Annotated in this window: 23 protein-coding genes; 13 read left to right on the top strand and 10 right to left on the bottom strand. The window is 73.6% G+C overall.

Features of this window, described 5'->3' with window-relative positions; genetic code table 11:
- The first annotated feature begins 14 nt into the window (after positions 1-14).
- From KG102_RS16645 to KG102_RS16635, 3 genes are read left to right on the top strand one after another with little or no spacing between them, the layout of a single operon-like run.
- Positions 15-839, top strand: a complete 825-nt coding sequence (locus KG102_RS16645; RefSeq protein WP_208213029.1) for a MerR family transcriptional regulator — start codon at positions 15-17, stop codon at positions 837-839.
- The gene (locus KG102_RS16640) at positions 836-1,735 is read left to right on the top strand and encodes an ABC transporter ATP-binding protein (protein WP_208213028.1); all 900 of its coding nucleotides are present in this window, start codon (positions 836-838) and stop codon (positions 1,733-1,735) included. Before KG102_RS16645 ends, KG102_RS16640 begins: the two co-directional genes overlap by 4 nt.
- Complete coding sequence (locus KG102_RS16635) at positions 1,732-3,327, top strand: hypothetical protein (RefSeq protein ID WP_208290323.1); 1,596 nt, start codon at positions 1,732-1,734, stop codon at positions 3,325-3,327. Before KG102_RS16640 ends, KG102_RS16635 begins: the two co-directional genes overlap by 4 nt.
- 7 nt (positions 3,328-3,334) lie before the next feature.
- Here KG102_RS16635 and KG102_RS16630 read toward each other — a convergent pair whose 3' ends face one another.
- The 3 genes from KG102_RS16630 to KG102_RS16620 are packed head-to-tail and all read right to left on the bottom strand — an operon-like array spanning position 3,335 to position 5,602.
- Positions 3,335-3,790: a MarR family winged helix-turn-helix transcriptional regulator gene (locus KG102_RS16630; RefSeq protein WP_249667373.1), complete on the bottom strand. Its 456-nt coding sequence runs from the start codon at positions 3,788-3,790 to the stop codon at positions 3,335-3,337.
- Between the two features lie 48 nt (positions 3,791-3,838).
- The gene (locus tag KG102_RS16625; RefSeq protein ID WP_208290324.1) at positions 3,839-4,447 is read right to left on the bottom strand and encodes a histidine phosphatase family protein; all 609 of its coding nucleotides are present in this window, start codon (positions 4,445-4,447) and stop codon (positions 3,839-3,841) included.
- A 9-nt stretch (positions 4,448-4,456) separates the two neighbouring features.
- Complete coding sequence (locus KG102_RS16620; RefSeq protein WP_208290325.1) at positions 4,457-5,602, bottom strand: PEP/pyruvate-binding domain-containing protein; 1,146 nt, start codon at positions 5,600-5,602, stop codon at positions 4,457-4,459.
- 56 nt (positions 5,603-5,658) lie between these two features.
- Between KG102_RS16620 and KG102_RS16615 the strand changes: the two genes are divergently transcribed.
- The 3 genes from KG102_RS16615 to KG102_RS16605 are packed head-to-tail and all read left to right on the top strand — an operon-like array spanning position 5,659 to position 7,360.
- On the top strand, positions 5,659-6,054 hold the full coding sequence (locus KG102_RS16615) for a DNA-binding protein (RefSeq protein ID WP_208290326.1): 396 nt from the start codon (positions 5,659-5,661) through the stop codon (positions 6,052-6,054).
- Positions 6,051-6,692, top strand: coding sequence for a transcriptional regulator (locus tag KG102_RS16610; protein WP_208290327.1), 642 nt, complete (start codon positions 6,051-6,053; stop codon positions 6,690-6,692). Before KG102_RS16615 ends, KG102_RS16610 begins: the two co-directional genes overlap by 4 nt.
- Complete coding sequence (locus tag KG102_RS16605; protein WP_208290328.1) at positions 6,689-7,360, top strand: nucleoside/nucleotide kinase family protein; 672 nt, start codon at positions 6,689-6,691, stop codon at positions 7,358-7,360. Before KG102_RS16610 ends, KG102_RS16605 begins: the two co-directional genes overlap by 4 nt.
- A gap of 9 nt (positions 7,361-7,369) precedes the next feature.
- Here KG102_RS16605 and KG102_RS16600 read toward each other — a convergent pair whose 3' ends face one another.
- Positions 7,370-8,971: an ABC transporter permease gene (locus tag KG102_RS16600; RefSeq protein WP_249667372.1), complete on the bottom strand. Its 1,602-nt coding sequence runs from the start codon at positions 8,969-8,971 to the stop codon at positions 7,370-7,372.
- Entirely contained in the window at positions 8,968-9,867 is a 900-nt protein-coding gene (locus KG102_RS16595) for an ABC transporter ATP-binding protein (protein ID WP_208290329.1), read from the bottom strand. The genes KG102_RS16600 and KG102_RS16595 overlap by 4 nt, the downstream gene beginning before the upstream one ends.
- A 252-nt stretch (positions 9,868-10,119) precedes the next feature.
- On the opposite strand from KG102_RS16595, the gene KG102_RS16590 reads away from it, so the two are divergent.
- The 3 genes from KG102_RS16590 (at position 10,120) to KG102_RS16580 (ending at position 13,839) form a co-directional block, all read left to right on the top strand.
- Positions 10,120-11,355, top strand: coding sequence for an MFS transporter (locus KG102_RS16590; protein ID WP_208290330.1), 1,236 nt, complete (start codon positions 10,120-10,122; stop codon positions 11,353-11,355).
- Positions 11,356-11,434: 79 nt separating this feature from the next.
- Entirely contained in the window at positions 11,435-12,814 is a 1,380-nt protein-coding gene (locus KG102_RS16585) for a hemolysin family protein (protein WP_208290331.1), read from the top strand.
- Positions 12,811-13,839, top strand: a complete 1,029-nt coding sequence (locus tag KG102_RS16580; RefSeq protein WP_208290332.1) for a hemolysin family protein — start codon at positions 12,811-12,813, stop codon at positions 13,837-13,839. The genes KG102_RS16585 and KG102_RS16580 overlap by 4 nt, the downstream gene beginning before the upstream one ends.
- A 161-nt stretch (positions 13,840-14,000) precedes the next feature.
- On the opposite strand, the gene KG102_RS16575 is transcribed toward KG102_RS16580, so the two are convergent.
- Positions 14,001-14,405: a GNAT family N-acetyltransferase gene (locus KG102_RS16575; protein ID WP_208290333.1), complete on the bottom strand. Its 405-nt coding sequence runs from the start codon at positions 14,403-14,405 to the stop codon at positions 14,001-14,003.
- Positions 14,402-14,902, bottom strand: coding sequence for a nucleotidyltransferase domain-containing protein (locus tag KG102_RS16570; protein ID WP_249667371.1), 501 nt, complete (start codon positions 14,900-14,902; stop codon positions 14,402-14,404). Before KG102_RS16570 ends, KG102_RS16575 begins: the two co-directional genes overlap by 4 nt.
- Positions 14,903-15,101: 199 nt before the next feature.
- Between KG102_RS16570 and KG102_RS16565 the strand changes: the two genes are divergently transcribed.
- Positions 15,102-15,494: a cupin domain-containing protein gene (locus tag KG102_RS16565; protein ID WP_208213020.1), complete on the top strand. Its 393-nt coding sequence runs from the start codon at positions 15,102-15,104 to the stop codon at positions 15,492-15,494.
- An 80-nt stretch (positions 15,495-15,574) separates the two neighbouring features.
- On the opposite strand, the gene KG102_RS16560 is transcribed toward KG102_RS16565, so the two are convergent.
- Complete coding sequence (locus tag KG102_RS16560) at positions 15,575-16,297, bottom strand: class I SAM-dependent methyltransferase (protein ID WP_208290334.1); 723 nt, start codon at positions 16,295-16,297, stop codon at positions 15,575-15,577.
- 5 nt (positions 16,298-16,302) lie between these two features.
- A complete protein-coding gene (locus KG102_RS16555; protein WP_243885024.1) occupies positions 16,303-16,785 on the bottom strand; it encodes a GNAT family N-acetyltransferase in 483 nt (160 codons plus the stop codon).
- Between the two features lie 135 nt (positions 16,786-16,920).
- Between KG102_RS16555 and KG102_RS16550 the strand changes: the two genes are divergently transcribed.
- Positions 16,921-17,844, top strand: a complete 924-nt coding sequence (locus tag KG102_RS16550) for a CPBP family glutamic-type intramembrane protease (protein WP_208290335.1) — start codon at positions 16,921-16,923, stop codon at positions 17,842-17,844.
- Positions 17,845-17,859: 15 nt separating this feature from the next.
- Here KG102_RS16550 and KG102_RS16545 read toward each other — a convergent pair whose 3' ends face one another.
- Positions 17,860-18,444 (bottom strand): TetR/AcrR family transcriptional regulator, encoded by a 585-nt coding sequence (locus KG102_RS16545; RefSeq protein ID WP_208290336.1) that lies wholly within the window; start codon positions 18,442-18,444, stop codon positions 17,860-17,862.
- Between the two features lie 66 nt (positions 18,445-18,510).
- On the opposite strand from KG102_RS16545, the gene KG102_RS16540 reads away from it, so the two are divergent.
- Both KG102_RS16540 and KG102_RS16535 read left to right on the top strand, forming a co-directional pair.
- The gene (locus KG102_RS16540) at positions 18,511-19,296 is read left to right on the top strand and encodes an ABC transporter ATP-binding protein (protein WP_208290337.1); all 786 of its coding nucleotides are present in this window, start codon (positions 18,511-18,513) and stop codon (positions 19,294-19,296) included.
- Between the two features lie 2 nt (positions 19,297-19,298).
- Positions 19,299-20,414: an ABC transporter permease gene (locus KG102_RS16535; protein WP_208290338.1), complete on the top strand. Its 1,116-nt coding sequence runs from the start codon at positions 19,299-19,301 to the stop codon at positions 20,412-20,414.

Raw genomic sequence — 20,414 nt, 5'->3', positions numbered from 1 at the left:
TCCAGACTGGGCGCATGCAGGTCAAGGAGCTCGCAGAGCTGGCAGGGACGACGGTGCGCGCAGTGCGCCACTACCACCACGCCGGGCTGCTCCCGGTGCCGGTCGTCCGGGACGGCAGGCGCGACTACGACCTGCGCCACGTGGCGCGGCTGAGCCGCATCCGCTGGCTGGCGCAGGCGGGAGTGCCGCTGTCCAGGATCTCCGGGATGCTCGACGCGCAGCCCGGCGGCCACGACGGCTGGGCCGAGTCCGAGGGGGTGCAGCACGCGTCCGTGGTCGCCGACCTCCAGGCGACCGTGAGCACGCTGGACGAGCAGCTCGAGCGCCTGCAGGAGCAGCGCAAGCAGGTGGTGCGGCTGCTCGCGGTCGCCGCCCGCGGGGAGCACCTGTCACCGATGCCGGCTGCCGTGACGTCCTTCTACGACGACATGGAGCGCCGGGCCGACGACGACGGGACGCGGCGCGCGGTCCGGCACGAGCGCGACTTCATGGAGCTCGCCTTCTACCGCGGTGACATTCCGCCCGAGGCGGCTCTCGTCTACGAGACGTTCGAGGAGTCGCGCCGCTCCGAGAGCATGGCGGTCTTCGATCGCATGGCCGACCGCTCACCCGGTGCGGTTCCCTCCGAGCAGGAGCTCGAGGAGATCGCCGCCGCGGTCGTCGCGCGTATCCACAACCAGCTCGGCCCGGCGTTCGAGCCGCTGGCCAGGTCCGTCGACCTCGAGCTGGCGCGCCGCGCGGCGGATCTCTACGTGCAGGTGGGCAGGCGTCAGGACCGACGGCGCAACCGCGCCGTGGCGGACGCCGTGGTGGGTGCCGTCGAGGCGGCCCGCTCATGAGCGCGGTGGTCGAGGTGGACGGGCTCGTCAAGACGTTCGGCCGGTTCGCGGCCGTCGACGGGCTGGACCTGCACGTCGGGGCGGGAGAGGTGCACGGCTTCCTCGGCCCGAACGGGGCCGGCAAGTCGACGACGATCCGGGTGCTCCTGGGGCTCTACCGCGCGACCGCGGGCCGCGTGCGCGTGCTGGGGCTCGATCCCGCGCGGCGACCGGCCGAGCTGACCCGCCGCATCTCCTACGTGCCGGGGGACGTGGCGCTGTGGCCGACGCTGACGGGGCAGGAGGTTCTCGACGCGCTGGCCGCGCTGCGGGGCACGCGCGACCGCGCGGCGGAGCGCCGGCTGGTGGACGCGTTCGCGCTCGACACCCGCAGGCAGGTGCGCACCTACTCGAAGGGCAACCGGCAGAAGGTGGTCCTCGTCGCCGCGTTCGCCGCGCGGACGGAGCTGCTCGTGCTGGACGAGCCCACGACGGGCCTCGACCCACTGATGGAGGAGCTGTTCCAGCGCTGCGTGCGCGAGGCGGTCGCGCAGGGACGCACCGTGCTGCTCTCCAGCCACGTCCTGGCGGAGGTCGAGGCGCTGTGCGAGGCCGTGACCATCGTCAAGGACGGCCGCCTGGTCGAGTCCGGCCCGGTCGCGCAGATGCGCCTGCTCGGCGGCTCGCAGGTGACGGCGACCGTGGCTCCCGAGCAGGCCGTGGCCGTGGCGGCCGGCCTGCGGCGGGCGGGCATCGCGGACCCCGGGCCGGGTCCGGACCTGCGGCTCGACGTCCCGCGCGCCCAGGTGCCCGCCGTCCTGTCGGCGCTCGCGGGCGGTGGGGCGCTGGACATCACCTGCACCCCCACGCGGCTGGAGGACCTGTTCCGCCGGCACTACGAGGTGCGGGCACGATGAGCCGGCCCGAGCCTCGTCTGGTCCGGCTGCTGCTGCGGCGGCACCGGGGCCAGCTCTCGGCGTGGACCGGGCTCCTCGTCGTGCTGACCGGCGCCACCACCTCGGCCTACCAGACCACGTACGCCACGGCCGAGCAGCGACGCGCGGCGACCGAGCTGGCACAGCACAACGCCGCGTCGACGGTGCTGTACGGCGTGCTCGCCGGGGAGCAGCCCGCGCACATGTTCGTCTGGGAGATCGGCGCCTTCGCGACGATCCTCGCGGGCATCATGGCCGTGGTGACGGCGGTGGCCATGACGCGCGCCGGGGAGGACGACGGCACGGTGGAGCTGCTGCGCGGCTCCGGCGTGCCACCGGCCGCGCCCCTGCACGCCGCGCTGCTCGCGCTCGCCGCGGTCGCGTCGGTGGTCGCCCTGGGCTGTGGCGCCGCGGTGGCTCTCTCGACGGGGCGGGTCGACGGGATCACCTGGCCGGGCGCGCTGCTGTTCGGTACCGCGGTCGGCACGACGTTCCTGCTGACCGCGTACCTGACGGTGGTCGTGGCCCAGGTGGCACCGACGGCGACGGGTGCCCGCAGCCTGGGCTTCACCCTGCTCGCGGGGGCGTTCCTGCTGCGGGCCACCGCCGACGTGCAGGACATCCCGTGGCTGAACCACCTCAGCGTCCTCGGCCTGCGCGCCTCCGTCCGCCCGTTCGACGGCAACCGGGCGTGGGCGGCGCTCGTGGCGGTGGCCGTCGCGGCTGGTCTCGGCGGACTGAGCGTGTGGCTGGCCCGCCGCCGGGAGCACGGTGCCGGGCTCGTGGCGCGCGGCGAGCGCCGGATGCCGCGGCGGATCATCGGGTCCGGACTCGGCCTGACGGCGCGACTTGTCTCCGCGCAGGCCGCGCGGTGGACCGTCGCAGTGGCGTGCCTCGGCACCGCGTTCGACGCGATGGGTTCCGGTGCGGTCGAACAGGCCCGGCGCGACCAGCTCGGCGGGTTCCTGGGCACACAGGTCGGAACTCTGGACCCGGTCGCCGGGTTCCTCGGCTACGTCGGCACGCTCGTGGCCATCGGCACGTGCGCGTTCGCACTGCTGAGCATCCTGACCGTCTCCCGCGACGAGACGGCGGGTCGCACCGACCTCGTCCTGTCCACGGGCACGCGCAGGTGGGCCCCGCTGGCGTGGCGGGTCGTCGTGACCGGCGCGGCGAGCCTGGTCCTGCTGCTGGTCACCGGGGCGCTTGCCGCGGTCGTCACCCCGCAGGTGATGGACGGGGACGACGTCGCCAGGCGCGCGCTCGCCTCCGCGGTGGGCCAGTGGCCCGCCGTGCTGGCGCTGATCGGCTGGGGCGCCTTCGTCGTCGGCCGCTGGCCGCGACGCGGGTGGCTCACGTGGGTCCCCTTGGTCCTCAGCTCCGCACTCGTCCTGCTGGGTGGCCTGCTCGGTGTCGGCGAACGCATCCAGGACCTGGCGATCTTCGGTCACGTGCCGGACGTCGCCGTACCCGACCCACAGGTCGGGCCTCTCGTCCTGCTGGCGGCCGTCGGCGTGGCAGGAGCGTTGCTGGGGGTGTGGGCCATCGCGCGCCGCGACGTCGCCAGCTCCTGAACGAGCCCTACAGCTCCGGCCGGGGCCAGCTGCGCCCGACGCGCGCCTCGATCGACATGTTGAGGTTGCCGAGCAGGGTGGCCAGGGCGGCGCGGTCGTCGTCGGCCCAGTCGGCGGTGATCGCGTCGAGCGCCGCGGTGCTCGCGGACCGTTCCTCGTTGAGCGCGCGCTCGCCGTCCGGGGTCAGCCGGAACTTGCGCGCGACGCCGCCGTCGGGGTCGGTGATCCGCTCGGCGTGGCCGTTGCGCAGGAGCGCGGCGGTCTGCCGGTTGAGCGTGGAGGCGTCGAGGCCCGTGGTGGCGGCGAGGTCGCCGATGCTCGACGGCCCGCAGGCCTGCAGGAGGGTGAGCAGCACGTACGCGCTCTGGTCGAGCTCTCCGCCGGAGCGGCGGGTGCTCCCGGCAAGGTGCCGCGCGAAGACCATGGACTCGTACTCGAGGCGTGCCACGGGGTCGCTGCTCACGCCCCCACCCTAGGGACGCGCGACGCCGGTGCACCATGCACCCGCGTGTCACGCTCTGGCGGTCGTGGGGAACCCCGTCCAGCGCAGCTCGGCGGGCAGGTGGCTCATGTCGTTGAACATCACCAGCGTCGGCGGCAGGCCCGGGCGGTAGGTGAGGACCGTCAGGGCGGTGTTGCCGCTGTTCAGGCCGAGCCAGCGGGACGCGGGCGCGTCCAGCGCGTGCCGCACCAGCCACGCGACCTGGTAGGCGTGCGTCACGAGCACCTCGTGCGTGTCGCGGGCCTGCGCGGCCGGATCCGGGTCGGCGGCGAACCGGGCGGTCAGTGCGTCGGCGAGCCGGGTCCCCGCGGCGGCCTCGGCCTCGTCGTACCCGTCGAAGAACCCGCGCAGGGGCGGTGGCGTCTCGGCCGGGGCGGGGACGTGCGGGACGTGGTCGATGAGCTCCGGAGCCGCGGCGACGGGCACGCCGGGCAGGTGTCGGGCGAGCTCGTGCGCGCTGTCGGCGGCGCGTGGGAGGGGCGAGTGCCAGACGGCGTCGATGGGGAGGTGCGCGAGGCGTTCACCCAGGAGACCCGCCTGCCGGCGACCGGTGTCCGTGAGCTCGCCGAACGCGTCGGCGTCGCCGTGCCGGGCCACGTAGAGGTGCCGTGTTGCCATGTGCCGTCCTCAGGGGTGGTTGCTGGTGACCGTGCCGGCGTCGCCGTCGATCGTGATCGTGGTGCCGTCGCGCAGCGTCGTCGTCGCGCCCGGGACTCCGAGGACGGCGGGTATCCCTCGCTCGCGAGCCACGATGGCGGCGTGCGAGAGCGCCCCGCCGGTCTCGGTGACCACGCCGGCCACGAGGCGCAGCAGGGGCGTCCAGCCCGGGTCCGTCCACGGGCAGACGAGGATGTCGCCGGCCCGCGTCCGCGTGAAGTCGCCGGGGCCGCGGACGATCCGCGCGGTGCCGGTGGCGCTGCCCCGGCTGCCTGGTGTCCCGGTGAGCAGAGCCAGCGTGGGCGGTGCCGGTGCAGGGAGGTCCGCGGTGACCGGCCGGGCCTGCAGCACCCAGAGCTCGCCGTCGACCACCGCCCACTCGATGTCCAGCGCGCCGCCGAGGACCGTACCGACGCGGCGCCCGAGGTCGGCGAGCCGCAGCGCCGTCGCCTCGTCGAGCGCGGGTCTGCCCCGGTCGAGTTCGGCGACCTCGCTCGTCACGACGCGTGTCCCCGCCCGGTCCACGCGGGTCCGCTTGTCGGCGATCCGCCGACGGACCGTCCCGCCGGGCTCTACCCGGTAGGCGTCCGGGGTGACGGTGCCCCCGACGACGCTGGTGCCGAGCCCCCACGACGCCTCGATCCGCGTCACGCCGTCCGAGCCGGCCGGGGTGAACATCACCCCGGACACCTCTGCGTCCACGAGGCGCTGGACGAGGACCGCCATCACCGGGTCCGCGGGCCGGTGCGGCGTCGCGGCCCGGTAGGCGAGCGCGGTCGGCGAGTGGAGCGACGCCCAGCAGGCACGGACGGCGTCGGCCACCTGGTCGACGCCCCGCACGCCGAGCACGGTCTCGTGCTGACCGGCGGCGGACGCCAGGGCGGTGTCCTCGTCGCCGGCCGAGGAGCGCACGGCGACGGGCGGGTCGCCGAGCGCGGCGAGCTCCCGGGCGAGCGCGTCGCTCAGGCCGGGGCGCAGGTCCAGATCGGTGCGGTAGGCGGCGAAGGGCACGACGAAGCCGTCCGGGACCGGTAGGCCTGCGCGCGCCAGGCGACCGAGCGCACCGGCCTTGCCGCCGCACGCGGCGACGTCGGCGTCCCGCAACGGAACCAGCATCGGGCACCCTTCAACGAATCGTTGACAAGATTCTCGTGAGTCTGCACGCTCGGGGCATGGAGAGCAAGGACGACCCCGCCGGAGCGGCACGCGCCGACCAGGCGCAGGCCCACCGGGAGCACGAGGCGCGCGAGCGGCTGCTCCGCCGGGGAGCCGACGGCATCGGCGACCGTCCGTGGCGCCCCGGCCCCGTCCCGCCGTCTGCGGTGGACCTCGTGCAGTTCGCGCTCTGGCGCTCCGCGGACCTGGCTCCCGAGGACATCGCGAGCGCGCTCGCCCTGCTCCCGGCGGCGCGCGCCGAGGTCGACGGGCTCGAGGACGGGCTGTTGTTCATCGCCCGCAGCGCGGGCCTGACGTGGGCGCAGATGGCGCAGGCCATGGGCTTCAACTCCCCGCAGGCGTGCCAGCAGCACTACGCGCGGCTCGCCGCCCGGCAGGCGACGGCCCCGTGACGCGGGACTCCGCGCCCGAGCTGCTCGCGCTGCACGCCGTGCGGATCGTCGGGTTCGCCGACACCGCCGCGCTCGCCCGCCGCTTCGCCCTGGACCCGGCCCAGACGCAGGAGACGCTGCTCGACGCCGAGGCCCGCGGGTGGGTGGGGCGCGCGACCTTCGCCGACCTCAGCGGCTGGTCGTTGACCGAGTCCGGCCGGGCGCAGGACGAGCGGCTGCTCGCAGCCGAGCTCGACGCGATCGGCGGTCACGACGAGGTCCGCGACGTCCACCGCGCCTTCCTCCCGCTCAACGCCCGCCTGCAGCAGGCGTGCACGCACTGGCAGCTGCGGGCGACCGCGGGGGACCGGCTGGCGCCCAACGACCACACCGACGCCGCCTGGGACGACGGTGTCCTCGACGAGCTCGCGACCGTCGAGCGCGGCCTCGCCCCGCTCGTCGACCGGCTGGCCCGCCTCCTGACCCGGTTCGACGGGTACGCCGCGCGGTTCGCCCGGGCGCGGCGGCGAGCCCGCGCCGGGGAGGGGCGATGGGTCGACGGCACCGACATCGACTCCTGCCACCGGGTCTGGTTCGAGCTGCACGAGGACCTCATCGCCACGCTCGGCATCGACCGCCGGGCGGCGCTCGGTACATGACCGACGGCATGGGGGAGGTCGTCGCGCGGATCGTCGGTGCCGTGCCGCGCGGGCGTCGCGCCCTGGTGGCGATCGACGGGGTGGGGGCCAGCGGCAAGAGCGCCCTGGCCGCGGCGCTCGCGCAGCGGATCGACGCCCGCCCGGTGGTGGTGCTGCACGCTGACGACTTCTTCCAGCCCGCGGTCGTCCGGCACGCGCGCGGGCGCCTGTCGCCGGAGGGCTTCTGGCTCGAAACCTACGACTACGCCACGCTCACCTCGTGGGCGCTGACGCCGCTGCGTGCCGACGGGGACGGTCTCTACCGCGGCTCGTCGTTCGACCGGGCCACCGGGCAGACGTGGCGGCCGGCTGCGGTCCAGGCGCCCCACGACGCGTTGGTGCTGGTCGAGGGCACGTTCCTGCTTCGCGACGAGTTGGTCGGGTTCTGGGACTACTCGGTCTTCGTCGACGTCCCGCTGGAGGTGATGGTCCGGCGCATGGCGCTGCGCGACGGCCTGGACCCCGACCCCGAGCACGGACTGATGCACCGGTACGTGGGGGCGCAACGCCTGTACTTCGCGCGGGCGGTGCCGTGGCAGCGGGCCTCGCTCGTCGTCGACAACTCCGCGGTCGACGGTCCCCGGATCATCGACGCGGCATCGGCCGCGGCGCGCGTGTGGCCGACCTGACGCGGCCGGTCAGCGCGCGAGGTCGCGGCGGCGGAAGCCCGCGAAGCCGACGAGCAGGAGTCCGAGGGTGACCAGCGTGATCCAGCCGAGGCCGGACCAGTCGGGCGCGCCGGCGGCGACGTCGGGGACGTGCCAGAACGGGCTGATCCCGAGCACCCAGTCGTCGAGGCCGAACGTCGGGCCCAGGAGGGTGAGCATGAACGAGGCGAGCACCCCGGCCCACGCGGCGATGCTCACGGCGGGGCGGGCGCCGACGACGGCGACGGACAGGGCCACCACGGTCCACACGGCCGGCACGGTGGCGAGCCCTTGGACGAACACGTCGCCGTAGCTGACGCCGATGTCGGCGCCGGAGGCGAGTGCGGCGACGAGACTGCCGGCGATCAGGACGTACGACGTCACAGTGGCAAGCGCGAGCAGGACGTGGCTGGCGTAGTACCGCGGGCGGGCGACGGCGCCCGCCAGGACGGGTTCGACGCGGTCGTCGAGCTCTTCGGAGCGGACCTTGAGCAGGACCTGGACACCCGGGATCGCGGCCAGGATCCCGACGAGGCTCAGCACGGTGCGCACGAACGCGGCGGTCAGCTCCTCGGGTCGGGCTGCACCCGAGGCCAGGATCCGCTGGACCGCCGAGTCGCCCGACAGGAGGTCGGTGAGCGAGGTCGTGAAGTACCCGAAGACGACTCCGAGGGCGACGAAGGCGATGGTCCAGGTGATCAGTGGTGCGCGGTTGACGCGGACGGCGAGCCGCCACGTGCTGCGCGTGGTGCCGCGGGCGGGGCCGGGTCGCGGGGGGATGAGTCCCTGACCGAAGTCGCGCCGTCCCTGCAGCGCGAACGCGACCGCGACCAGCACGAGCGTGAGCGCCACGGCGAGCAGCAGCGGGGCCCAGTGATCGCCGGTGGCGGGCCTGGTCTCGAGCGTCCAGCCGAGGGGGTTGACCCAGAGGGTCCACGCGGGTGCGTCGAGAGAGGAGCAGAACCCGCGCAGCAGGAAGAGGACCCCGAGAGTCCCCACCGCGAGCGAGCTCGCGGTGCGGGCATCCGAACCGACCTGCGCGGTGAGCGCCGCCACCCCGGCGAACATCCAGCCGCTCGCCGTGAACGTGGCGCCCAGCAGCATCGACGCCCGCCAGTCACCACCGCAGAGCCCGGTGACGGCGCCGGCCACGAGACCGGCGACGAGCGAGCCGACCAGGGCGACCCCCACACCCGCCATGAGCCGGGTCGAGCGGCCCATCACGCCGGACGCGAGCAGCTCGGCCTGACCGGAGTCCTCCTGGGCCCGGGTCGCGCGGGTGACGGCGAAGATCGCGCCGAGTGCGACGAGGAGCCCGCCGAGCGCAAGGCTGCGCCACGCGTTGAACCCGTCGGCGGTGGTCAGGTCGTAGGCCGGGCCGAAGATCAGCCCGAGCGCGGGGTTCGCGCCGATCGCACCCGCCAGTGCCTGCCGCGACGCCAGCGAGGGGAACACCAGCGGGTACACGACGATCGACGACGCCGACAGCAACGTCACGATCGCGGCCCACGGAGCGAACAGGCGCCCGTCGTGCCGCAACGACGTGCGCAGCAGCGGTCGCGTCCCGGTCAGGGACACGGTCAACGCGATCACCGATCCGCCTCGTCGCCGTACAGCCGCAGGAACAGGCTCTCGAGGGACGGCGGAGCCACGGTCAGCGACGTGAACCCGGACGGGGTCAGCGCGTCCATGGCCGCACCGATCCGGCCGGACTCGACCGTCCCGGAGAACCGATCGCCGTCGATGTGCACGTCGCTGAATACCGTCAGAGCCTGCGGGTCGGGTGCGCGCTCGAGCGTGGCGTGGATCGTCGTGCGGGTCTGCCCGCGCAGCTCGGTGAGCGTGCCGGCCTGCACGATCACCCCGTCGCGGATGATGCTGAGCCGGTCGGCGAGGGTCTCGACCTCCGCCAGGACGTGGCTGGACAGCAGCACGGTGGTCCCGCGTGCCGTCGCCTCGCCGATGACCTCCTGGAAGACGTTCTCCATCAGGGGGTCGAGCCCACTGGTGGGCTCGTCCAGGACGAGCAGCTCGACGTCCGAGGCCAGGGCGGCGACGATCGCGACCTTCTGCCGGTTGCCCTTGGAGTACTGCCGCCCCCGCTTGGTCGGGTCCAGCTCGAACCGCTCGACCAGCTCGGCCCGGCGCGGCTCGTCGATCCCGCCGCGCAGCTCGCCCAGCAGGTCGATCGCCTCGCCACCGGTCATCCCCGGCCACAGCGACACGTCGCCCGGCACGTAGGCGAGTCGCCGGTGCAGGCTGACGACGTCCGCCCACGGGTCACCGCCGAGCAGCCGGACCGTGCCGCCGTCCGCCCTGAGCAGGCCCAGCAGGACGCGGATCGTCGTGGACTTGCCCGCGCCGTTGGGGCCGAGGAACCCGTGCACCTGACCCCGTTCGACGTGCAGGTCGACACCCCTGAGCGCCGGGAACCTGCCGAACGACTTGGTCAGTCCCTGGATGTCGATCACGGCGTCCGGAGCGCTCATCGGCTCTTCCTTCTCGTCCCGCGCCCGTGGCGGGGCGCCTGGCCAGTTAACTCCACGCTGCAGAACTCTCGACGGAGGGTCACTGCGGATGGTCGCCCCTGCCGCGGGCGGCATAACGCCTTGCCCGTGCCGGGGCGACGCCCCTAGCGTCGCCCCGTGATGGACGTCAGACCCAGCTGAACCGCCCGCCGAGCAACGAGCTCGTCGGGCCACTCAGCCCTGTCTGTTTCCCATCCGGAAGTGACGACACCCGTGCCCCTCTCCGCATCGTCTCGCCCTGACCTCACCCTCAGCCTGTCGCTCGCCCTCGCCTCGCTGGCGGGCGGGCTCTTCCTGCCGCTGTCCCTGGTCTACTTCACCGTCCTGACCGACATCGCGCTGCCCGTCCTCGGCGCCATCGTGAGCGCGAGCGTCCTCGTCGGCCTCCCGCTCCCTCTCCTGGCGGGCGTCCTCGTCGATCGCGTCGGCGCCCGTCCCGTCGTGATCCTCGGGCTGGTCTGTCAGGTCGCCGCCTACTCGGCGTTCGTCGTGGCACGTGGGCCCGTGGCGGTGTTCGCGGCGTCCACCGTCATGGTCGTCGGGACACGGCTGTTCTGGTCGTCGGTGTTCTCCCTGCTTGCCGACTACGCCGAGGCCGGCAGCACGCTCTCGACGGAGGGCTGGTTCGGTCGACTCAACGCCGCGCGCACCGTCGGGATCGTGGGCGGCGGCCTGATCACCGGCGTGGTGATCTCCCTCGACCTGACGGCGGCCTACGTGGCGCTGGCCTGGGCGGCTGCGGCATCGACCGCCGTCGCAGCCGTACTGATCACCGGCGTGCGGGTGCGGCACTCGCCGTCGACGGAGGGAGGCGCCGTGCTGGCCGGACTCGCCGTGATGGGCAGGGACCGGGCGTTCGTCGTTCTCCTTCTCGTCAACAGCGTGTTCGCCCTGTGCATCGTCTTCGTCGGGCTCTCGCTGCCGACCGTGGTCCGGTCCGGCCTGCAGGGACCGGGGTGGCTCACGTCTGCCCTCCTCGTGGTCAACGCACTGCTCGTGGCGATGTTCTCCGCACGCGGCGCCGCGGCCGCCCGAACGCACTCCCAGGTGAGCGTCCTCACCAGGGCCGGCGCGCTGTGGTGCGGCGCCTTCGCCCTGGTGGCGGTCGCCACGTCGCTCGGGTTGGTGGCGGCCGCCGTGCTGCTCCTCGTGGCCATGGCGCTGCTGAGTGCCGCCGAGGTCCTGCACGCGCCGTCGTCCGCCGCGCTGGTGAACACGCTGGCCGGGTCCGCCCGCGGACGCTACCTCGCGGTCTTCCAGTACTCGTTCGTGCTGGCCGAGCTCGTGGGACCGATCCTGTTCACCGGCCTGTTCCGGGCGGCACCCGCCCTGCCGTTCGCGGTCGTCAGCGCAGCCGGTGCGGCAGCGGCGCTGGTGCTCGCCCGCTGTGGCGCAACGCCGGAACCCTCCACGCGTGCCGTGCGTTGTCGGCGTGGACGTTCCCCCTGAGTTGGAGAGAGATGGATAGCGACAGTACGAACCCCCTTGAGCTGCGCAGCACCGATGCGGCGAGAGGGGGAGGCTGCTGATGTGGCTGCTGTCCCTGCTCCTGGGGGTCGTGGTGGTCCTGCTGATCACGGTCGCCACGGGGTACTTCGTGGCCCAGGAGTTCGCGTTCATGGCCGTGGACCGCTCGCGGCTCAACGCCCGGGCGTCCTCCGGCGACGCCGGCGCCAAGAGCGCGCTGTCGGTCACCCGCCGCACGTCGTTCATGCTCTCCGGCGCCCAGCTCGGCATCACCGTCACGGGGCTGCTCGTCGGCTACGTCGCGGAACCGCTGATCGGCGAGTCCCTCGGTGAGGCGCTCGGCGGCGTCGGCATCCCCACGGGTGTGGGGATCGCCGTGGGAACGGTCCTGGCGCTGGCGTTCTCGACCTTCGTCCAGATGCTGTTCGGCGAGCTGTTCCCCAAGAACCTCGCGATCGCCCGTCCCGAGTCGGTCGCGCTGCGCCTGGCCGGCTCGACCATCTGGTACCTGCGGCTCTTCGGCTGGCTGATCCGCGTCTTCGACGCCGCCTCCAACGCCCTGCTGCGCCTGCTGCGCATCGAACCGGTGCACGACGTGGAGCACTCGGCGTCCGCGCGCGACCTCGAGCACATCGTCGCGGACTCCCGCCAGAGCGGTGACCTGCCCGAGGAGCTGTCCGTCCTCCTGGACCGCATCCTCGACTTCCCCGAGCGCGACGCCGAGCACGCGATGATCCCGCGCGCCCGGGTGGGCGTGGTGCACACCGACGACACCCTCGGCGAGGTCCGCGAGGAGATGAGCCAGGGCCACTCGCGCTACCCGGTCCTGGGCGACGAGGACCAGGTGGTCGGCGTCATCCACCTGCAGGACGTCCTGGTGACCGACGAGCCGGGCACCGCCCTGGTGACCAGGCTGATGCGGCCGCCGATCGTGGTGCCGACGTCGATGCCGCTGCCCGACGTGCTGACCTCGCTGACCGAGGGCAGGAACCCCATGGCGTGCGTGATCGACGAGTACGGCGGGTTCGCGGGCGTCGTGACGCTCGAGGACCTGGCCGAGGAGCTGGTCGGGGAGATCACCGACGAGCACGACCCGGCCCGGCCCGCCTACATCCCGGTGCAGGACGACGGCACCTGGGTCATGGCGGGCGACGTCCACATCGACGAGGTGGAACGTGCCGTCGGGCAGGACCTGCCGCGCGGCGACTACGAGACGATCGCCGGCCTGGTCATCGCCGAGCACGGCGGGTTCCCCGAGGTGGGGACCGTCATCGACCTCGAGCTGCCGCCCGACCCCGCCGACCTCGCCCTGTACGACGACCCACCGCCCACCCGCCTGCACATCGAGGTCCTGGAGATCGAGCGCCACGTGCCGTCCACCGTCCGCATCACCGTCGCCGAGCCGGCCCCGCCGGCACAGGGCGAGGTGAGCGACCGATGAGCGATCCCGTGGTCGTCGTCGCCGTCACCGTCGCGCTCATCGCACTCAGCGCGTTCTTCGTCGCGGTGGAGTTCGCCTCCCTTGCCGCCAAGCGTCATCGGCTCGAGGACGCGGCCCCCACCAGCCGCTCCGCACGCGCCGCCCTGCGCAGCTCGACCGAGCTCACGGTCCTGCTGGCCGGGTCCCAGCTCGGCATCACGGTGTGCACGCTGGCCCTGGGTGCGGTCACCAAACCGGCCGTGCACCACTGGCTGACCCCGCTCTTCGAGACGTGGGGCCTGGCGGCATGGCTGGCGGACGCGTCGGGCTTCGTCCTCGCACTCGCCATCGTCACGTTCCTGCACCTGGTCGTCGGCGAGATGGCGCCCAAGTCCTGGGCGATCGCCCACCCCGAGACCTCCGCGACGCTCCTCGCCGTTCCGATGCGCGCCTTCATGTTCCTGACCCGGCCGATCCTGCGGACGCTGAACGAGATGGCGAACTGGTGCCTGCGCAAGGTCGGCGTCGAGCCGTCGAACGAGCTGGCCACCGGGCAGAACCCGGACGACCTGCGTCACCTGGTGGAGCACTCGACGAACGTCGGGGCGCTGGACGCCAGCTACTCCGCGCAGCTCACCGGCGCCCTGGAGCTGCAGACCCTGACGGTCGCCGACCTGGTGCGCCCCGACGCCCGCCTGACGGCAGTTCCCGCGGGCGCCACCGTCGCCGACGTGCGCGAGGCGACCCGTACCTCGGGGCACCTGCGCATCCTGGTCGGCGCCGCCGGGTCGCCCGCGGTGGGTGTGGTGCACGTGCGGGACGCGCTCATCGAGCCCGCCGACCGGCCCGCCGCGGACCTCATGCGGCCGGTGCTGACGCTGCAGGCCGATACCGCGGTCTACCACGCGCTGACCACGATGCGTGAGACGCAGAACCACCTCGCCGTCGTGCACGACGAGGACCGCGTGGTCGGCGTCATCACCCTGGCCGACCTGCTCACGCGGCTCTTCCCCCGGACCGCCACGGGGGTGGCCGAGCCCGCCTGAGCCTCGCTCAGCCGGGGTAGCTCAGGGACGCGGACAGGTCGGGGCAGGCCTCGATCTGGAGCCGGATGGTCGCCAGGTGGGCCTCGACGCCCGCCATGGCGTCGGCTCCGCCGACGAACCGCAGCGGCAGGGTCGACGGCAGCGACCACCCACGAGGGCAGTCACTGCAGCCGCAGGAGACCCGCCTCGGTGTGCGCCATACCGCAGGCCTCCTCGTAGAAGTCGGCCGCGCGGGTCTCGTAGTCGGCGTGCAGCCAGTGGCAGCCCGCGCGTCGCGCCTCGGCGGCAGCGGCCGCGACGAGGGCCCGACCGATGCCTCGTCCCTGCAGGTCGGGGGCCACGCAGGTGTCGAGCAGGATCGCGTGGACGCCGCCGTCGCCGACGACGTTGACGAATCCCACGAGCCGACCGTCCAGCCGGGCGGTGATCCACGTGAGGCTGTGGTCGGTCAGGCGCTGCCGCCACGGGGTCTCGGTCGGCGCATGGTCGAACGCGGCGGCGTGCAGCGACTCGACCTCGCTGTCGGTCACCTCACCCCTGGCGTGCAGCTCGGTCCCGGCGTTCATCGCCCCGCCCCGTCGAGCGCGGCGAGGTCGTGGCGGTCGATCTCGCGCAGCTCGTAGCCGGAGTGGAAGAGGCGCTGCTGCGCGGCGGACAGGCAAGCGACGGTACGGTCCGCGATCGTGCCCCGGGTGAAGGCCGAGGCGGGGTAGTCGAAGGTGGTTCCGTCGAGCCCTGACTGCGTGGCGCTGCCGTCGGGAGCGAAGGCCAGGGGGTGGATGTCGACGTAGGACGGGCCGCGGAGCTCGACGCGGACCGGCCACCAGTCGGTCTCGGGGACGTACCCGGCGGCGGTCAGCACCGCGCGGATCGGTGCGTCGTCCTCGATCCGGTACAGCACGTCGAGGTCGCGGTGGTCGCGCGTCTGGCGTCCGACGAGGGCGTCGATGCCCCACCCACCGGCGACCCACACGTCGATGCCGGCGCGCTCGAACGCGTCGAGGAGGTCGAGCGCCAGCTCAGGGGTCATCGGGCCGGCGTCCACGGCGGACACGCTAGCCATGACGTGCGCGGTGCGCGTGGACATTGATGAGCGGCCGAGGCCAGGCCTGCGCGCGGCGCGATCGCGCTGGTTGCCGCGGGGCTCGCCGCGGCACACGACTGGTGACCGCGCCGTCGCGTGGGTGACTCCGCAGGCGGGGACGGCTGTGTCACTGCAGGATCGTGCACGACACCGTCCCCGACCGAGAGGTGAGATCCCCATGGAGCACTGGACGATCGCGACCGCAGCCGAGCAGAGCCCGGACTTCCGGCGCGTGCTGTGGACCGGTAAGCACACACAGCTGGTCATCATGACCATCCCGCCGGGTGGCGAGATCGGCGAGGAGGTCCACGAGGACACGGACCAGGTCCTCACGTTCGTGTCCGGCACGGGCAAGGCGATCGTCTCGGGCCAGGAGAGGAACGTGGCACAGGGCGACCTCGTCGTGGTTCCCGCCGGCCGGAAGCACAACTTCGTCAACACGGGCGAGAACCCGCTGATCCTCTACACGGTGTACGGCCCGCCCGAGCACGCCGACGGCGCCGTGCACCGCACCAAGGAGGAGGCCGACGCCGCCGAGGAGTCCGGCAAGGACGAGCCGCCGACCGAGTGACGCCCGACGGGGCGCGCGCCGGTCGCGGAGCGACCGCGCGCGCCCCGCGGCCGCCGCGCGCTGACGTGCCGGCCGGTGGGCTACGCGCGGTGCGCCTGGAAGACCATCAGGGGTGAGTCGTCCGCGCACGGGGTGCGGTCCCAGTCGGCCCACACGCCGTCGACCACGAAGCCCGCGTCGACCAGCTGCCGCTCGATCAGCGCGCGCTCGCGGAAGGCGAGCGTCAGCTCGTCGACGACGTCCTCGCCCGTGTCCTCGAAGACGTTGTGGAAGGTGATCACGACGCGCCCGGGCTCGGACTCGCCGAGCTCGAGCCACTCGCGCAGCGGACCGTGCGGGGTCGAGCGGACCGTCGGCTCCTCGTCGGCCCACGACTCCCAGGCGCGGGCGCGCGGGTTGCGGCTCTCGAACGTCAGGACGCCACCGGGCCGGAGCGCGGTGCCGAGGTCGCGCAGCGTGTGCTCCCACGCCGGGTCGGGGATGTGCTGCGCGACATTGCCCGTCATCACGGCGTAGTCGAACGGCCCGCCGGGGATGTCGCGGCTGTCGCCCAGGACCCAGTCGACGTCCGCGGCGCCCGGCCGGCCCGCGGCGTACGCGAGCATCGCCGGCGACGGGTCGATGCCCACGACGGTGCGGCCGGGGCGCGCGAGGGTCACGGTGAGGATGCCGGTACCGCACCCGAGGTCCAGGATCGAGCGTGCGTCCAGCTGGTCGGCCAGGGCGCGAAAGTAGTCGTGGTCGGGGCCGTCGGGGTTGTCCTCGTCGTAGAGGTCGACGAGCCGTGCGTCGTAGTCGGTCACGGGTCTCACAGCTCCCGCAGCATCGTGTCGGATCCGCCGTTGCGGCCCACGACCGCGAACCCGTGCCGCTCGTAGAGGTCCCGGGCGGCGGTGTTGCCGTCCTCGACGCTGAGGCTCAGCGCGCGCCAACCCAGGCCACGGGCCTGCTCGACGCAGCCGGCCAGCAGGGCAGAGCCCACACCCCGTCCCCGATCGGGTCGAGCCACGGCCATGCCGATCTCCGGAATGTCGTCGGCGACGTACCCGTAGCCGGGCGTGGCCGCCGGCAGAGCACGCGCCCAGATCGCACCGAGGGCGACCGTGCCGTCGACGGCCACGAGGCCGAAGTCGTCCGGGCGACGCCAGCCGCCGAGGTAGCGGGCCGTGTGAGTGTCCGCGACGACCTCGTCGCGGGTGAAGCGCGGGGTGCCGTCCCAGTTGAACGCCTCGAGCAGGAGGTCGTACAGCAGGTCGAGGTCGTCGGTCGTCGCCTCGCGCAGGGTGATCATGGAGCGATCCTCACACGCCGTGACCAGGCACGACGTAATGAAGATGCGCCATCAGCCTTTCGTCTGACGCGGGTACGCCTGGTCGTCAGGACCATGGGGGAGCACGGTGGGGTCGGTGACGCGAGGGGACGATCGATGCGGAACGGGGACGGGCGCGGGCGAGCCGTGGCGCGCGGGGTGCTCGGCTGGCTCGTGCTCGGGGTCGGCATCGGCCTCGCGATCGGGGTGGCCGAGGCGGTGCAGCGGTGGCTGTCGCTCGGGACGACCGCTGCGATGCTCCTGCAGGCGGTGCTCGCCACGGTGCTCGTGGTGCCGGCCATCGTGCTGCTGCGCACGCGCGTCGACCACCGGACCCTGGCCGGCCTCGGCCTCGGCCTCGCCCGGCCGGTGGGCCTGCCGATCGCCCTGGGCCTCGGCGTGGGTCTCGGCGTCGGCGCGCTCGTCTGGGGCCCGGCGTGGCTGCTCGGCTGGGTCGAGGTCGGGGCCGTCGACGTGCGCGAGCTCGCCTGGTTCCTGGTGCTGAACACCCTCGTGCTGCTGCTGTTCGAGGCGCTCCCGGAGGAGCTGGCGCTGCGCGGCTACACGTGGACGACGATCCGCGACGGCTGGCGGGTCGCCGCCGCGACGCTGATCACCACGGCGCTGTTCCCGCTCACGAGCGCGGTCATCAGCGCGACGAGGTGGGTGGCGGCCACGCTGCTCGGATCGGGACCGAGCGCACCGACGGTCTTCCCGGCCGGCAGCGATCCCGTCGAGTACGCCGTGCAGCTCGTGGTCTTCGGGCTCGTGCTCGTCGCGGCGCGGCGCATCCCCGTGCGTGGCGCGCTGCTGGTCGCGATCGCGTTCCACGTCGCCCAGCTGACCGTGAACCGGTTGGTGCTCGGCGGCACGGGCTGGCTGTCGACCGGCGCCGACGTGACCCTGGCCGAGCCCGACGTGATCCTGCTGGTGCTGGTCCACCTCGCCGTCAGCGGCCTCGTGTTCGTGCTGATCCGTCGCGCGACCGAGCGGCGCCGTGCGACTGCGAGTCGCGAGGCCCTGGTGCCGCACGGGGCGTGATCCGAGGCTCCCCGGTCAGGCGCCGAGCGTGCGGAGCATCGGGCGCAGGGCGTGGCGGTACCGCTGCGGGGACATGGTGCTCAGCGGCTCGATGCCCAGCACGTACCGCCCGAAGACGATGCCGATCACGACGGTGACGAGGGCGGTGGCCTGCTCCGTGGCGGCCGGGCCGCCGCCCAGATATTCAACGAGCCGGCCCAGGATCTCCGCCTCGACGTACTCGCGGAACGCGCGCAGCACCTCGGGGTGTGTCATCGCGGTCCGGACCAGCTCGGTGAGCGAGGCGCCGACCTCGGGCCGGTCCCACGCCTGGATGACGTAGGCGGCGAGCCGCTCGGCGAGGGTGGCCGGGTCTCCCTCGAGCGCCTTCTCCAGCACGGCCGACGGGCCGAGGGTGAGCGCCATGGCCTGCGCGAACAGGCCCTTCTTGCTGCCGAAGTGGTACGCGACGAGCGCGGGGTCGCACCCCGCCCGGGCGCCGAGCATGCGCAGCGTGGTGCCGTCGTAGCCGTGCACCGCGAACAGCTCACGGGCGGCTGCGAGGAGGCGCTCGCGACCGTCGGACGTGCCACCGGCCGGACGCCCTCGTGACTTATTCATCGCTGTTGAGTTTATCGCGCCGACGAGCGAACACTCGCTGGACGATCCGTCCCAAGGAGGTCCGCCATGGCAGTCGCAGCGGTGGAGGTCGACGACCTCACCGTCGAGTTCGCACGGGGACGGCGTCGAGAGCCGTTCCGCGCGCTCGACGCCCTCGACCTGCACGTCCCGGCGGGGCGCATCACGTGCCTGCTCGGCCCCAACGGCTCCGGCAAGACCACCCTGCTCAACGTGCTCACCGGTCTGCTCGGCGCGACCGCCGGCCGCGCGTCGGTGCTGGGGCTGGACCCGGTGGGCGAGCGCCGTGCGCTGCTGCGCCGCCTCGCCCTGGTGCCGCAGGAGACGTCCGTCTACCCCGAGCTGACGGCGCGGGAGAACCTCGCCTTCCACGCCGGCTACTACGGGGTCCCGCCGCGCGACCGTGCCCGGCGCATCGACGACGCGCTCGAGCTCGTGCAGCTGACGTCGCGCGCCGACGACCGCGCCGGGACCTTCTCGGGCGGCATGCAGCGCCGCCTCGCCCTGGCCAAGGCGCTGATGATGGAGCCCGAGCTGCTGCTGCTCGACGAGCCGACGCTCGGCGTGGACGTGCAGTCCCGCGAGGCGATCTGGGCGCGGATCGAGGACGTCGCCGACTCCGGGCGGGCCGTGCTGCTGACCACCAACTACATGGAGGAGGCGCAGCGGCTCGGCGACCGGATCACGATCATCGACCGCGGCGCCACGGTCGTGGGCGGCACGCTCGCCGAGCTCACCGCGCAGGTGCCCGAGGCGCCACAGCGTGCCGAGGTACCGCGGGTCAGCCTGCAGGACGTCTTCCTGCACTTCACCGGCCGCGGGCTGAGGGACTGACCGTGGGCGCCCTCGCTGCACTCGTGCGCAAGGACCTGCTGGTGGTGCTGCGCGCCCCGCTCTTCGCGGTGATCAGCGTGCTGGTCCCGGCCGCGTTCACGCTCCTGTACGCGGTCGTCATCCACGTCTCGACGACGGCGCCGCTGGCCGTGGCCGACGACGACCGCTCACCGCAGTCCGCCGCGCTCGTGGCCGTCCTGGCGGGGCTGCACAACGACGACGGCAGCTACTACGAGGTCCGGACCACCGACGGCGGGACCGCCCGGGCGATGTACGCCGACGGTGACGTCGGGGCGCTGCTGACCATCCCGGACGGCTTCGGGGAGCGCGTCGACGCGGGGGACCGGCCTGCCGTCACCCTGTCGCTGGTCAACATCAACGCCGACGGCACCAAGAACCAGCACCTGCGGATCGAGGAGGCGCTGCGCACGTTCGGTTCCGCACCGGGGCAGCTCGTGATCGCCGAGACCACCGTGCTCGACCACGACATCCCGGTGTCCGTCTACCTGGGCTCGGCGCTGCTGGTCTTCGCGGCGCTCTACGCGGGCATCGTCACGGTGGGCACGGGGATCGCCCGTGAGTGGGAGGACCGGACCGTCAAGCCGCTGCTCATGGCACCGGACGGGCGACGGGTGCTGCTCGCGGCCACGTGGGCGTCGGGCGCCATGAGCTCGGTGGTCGCCGTGGCGCTCGCGCTGGCGGTCATCGGCGGCGTGCTCGGCTACCCGGTGGGCAGCCTCGGTCCGGGGTCCGTCGCGGTGCTCGCCGTGGTCTGGGCGTACGGGGCCGCGCTGGGCTCGGCGCTCGGCGTCTCGCTGCGCAAGGCGCTGCCCCTGGTGCCCGTCGCGGTCGTCCTGGCCGTCGGCCACTTCCTGGTGAGCGGGTACGAGTCGTACCTGCGGGGCTTCGCGCACGGCGGCGCCGTCGAGCCCCTCTGGCGCGCGACCCACAGCGTCCCGCTCGCCACGCTCTTCGACGCCGTCCGGTTCGAGGCGGCCGGCCTCGTGCCGCCGCCGGCCACCGCCGCGGTGCTCGGCACGCTCACCCTCGCCGCGGCACTGGTCGCCCTCGCCGGCTGGCTGCTCCGACGCCCGCAGAACCTCACCCAAGGACAGTGA

Source organism: Cellulomonas fengjieae (genome assembly GCF_018388465.1).
GTDB classification, from domain to species: domain Bacteria; phylum Actinomycetota; class Actinomycetes; order Actinomycetales; family Cellulomonadaceae; genus Cellulomonas; species Cellulomonas fengjieae.
The sequence above is the reverse complement of the archived record's forward strand: the minus strand, read 5'-3'. Positions and strand labels throughout refer to the sequence as shown.

Bases quoted from the DNA above. Each gene is read 5' to 3' on its own strand.
- KG102_RS16585 (WP_208290331.1), top strand. From the start codon at position 11,435: ATGTGGCTGCTGTCCCTGCTCCTGGGGGTCGTGGTGGTCCTGCTGATC.
- KG102_RS16635 (WP_208290323.1), top strand. From the start codon at position 1,732: ATGAGCCGGCCCGAGCCTCGTCTGGTCCGGCTGCTGCTGCGGCGGCAC.
- KG102_RS16595 (WP_208290329.1), bottom strand. From the start codon at position 9,867: ATGAGCGCTCCGGACGCCGTGATCGACATCCAGGGACTGACCAAGTCG.
- KG102_RS16625 (WP_208290324.1), bottom strand. From the start codon at position 4,447: ATGGCAACACGGCACCTCTACGTGGCCCGGCACGGCGACGCCGACGCG.
- KG102_RS16550 (WP_208290335.1), top strand. From the start codon at position 16,921: ATGCGGAACGGGGACGGGCGCGGGCGAGCCGTGGCGCGCGGGGTGCTC.
- KG102_RS16620 (WP_208290325.1), bottom strand. From the start codon at position 5,602: ATGCTGGTTCCGTTGCGGGACGCCGACGTCGCCGCGTGCGGCGGCAAG.
- KG102_RS16570 (WP_249667371.1), bottom strand. From the start codon at position 14,902: ATGGCTAGCGTGTCCGCCGTGGACGCCGGCCCGATGACCCCTGAGCTG.
- KG102_RS16640 (WP_208213028.1), top strand. From the start codon at position 836: ATGAGCGCGGTGGTCGAGGTGGACGGGCTCGTCAAGACGTTCGGCCGG.
- KG102_RS16540 (WP_208290337.1), top strand. From the start codon at position 18,511: ATGGCAGTCGCAGCGGTGGAGGTCGACGACCTCACCGTCGAGTTCGCA.
- KG102_RS16615 (WP_208290326.1), top strand. From the start codon at position 5,659: ATGGAGAGCAAGGACGACCCCGCCGGAGCGGCACGCGCCGACCAGGCG.
- KG102_RS16580 (WP_208290332.1), top strand. From the start codon at position 12,811: ATGAGCGATCCCGTGGTCGTCGTCGCCGTCACCGTCGCGCTCATCGCA.
- KG102_RS16605 (WP_208290328.1), top strand. From the start codon at position 6,689: ATGACCGACGGCATGGGGGAGGTCGTCGCGCGGATCGTCGGTGCCGTG.
- KG102_RS16545 (WP_208290336.1), bottom strand. From the start codon at position 18,444: ATGAATAAGTCACGAGGGCGTCCGGCCGGTGGCACGTCCGACGGTCGC.
- KG102_RS16565 (WP_208213020.1), top strand. From the start codon at position 15,102: ATGGAGCACTGGACGATCGCGACCGCAGCCGAGCAGAGCCCGGACTTC.
- KG102_RS16645 (WP_208213029.1), top strand. From the start codon at position 15: ATGCAGGTCAAGGAGCTCGCAGAGCTGGCAGGGACGACGGTGCGCGCA.
- KG102_RS16575 (WP_208290333.1), bottom strand. From the start codon at position 14,405: ATGAACGCCGGGACCGAGCTGCACGCCAGGGGTGAGGTGACCGACAGC.
- KG102_RS16555 (WP_243885024.1), bottom strand. From the start codon at position 16,785: ATGATCACCCTGCGCGAGGCGACGACCGACGACCTCGACCTGCTGTAC.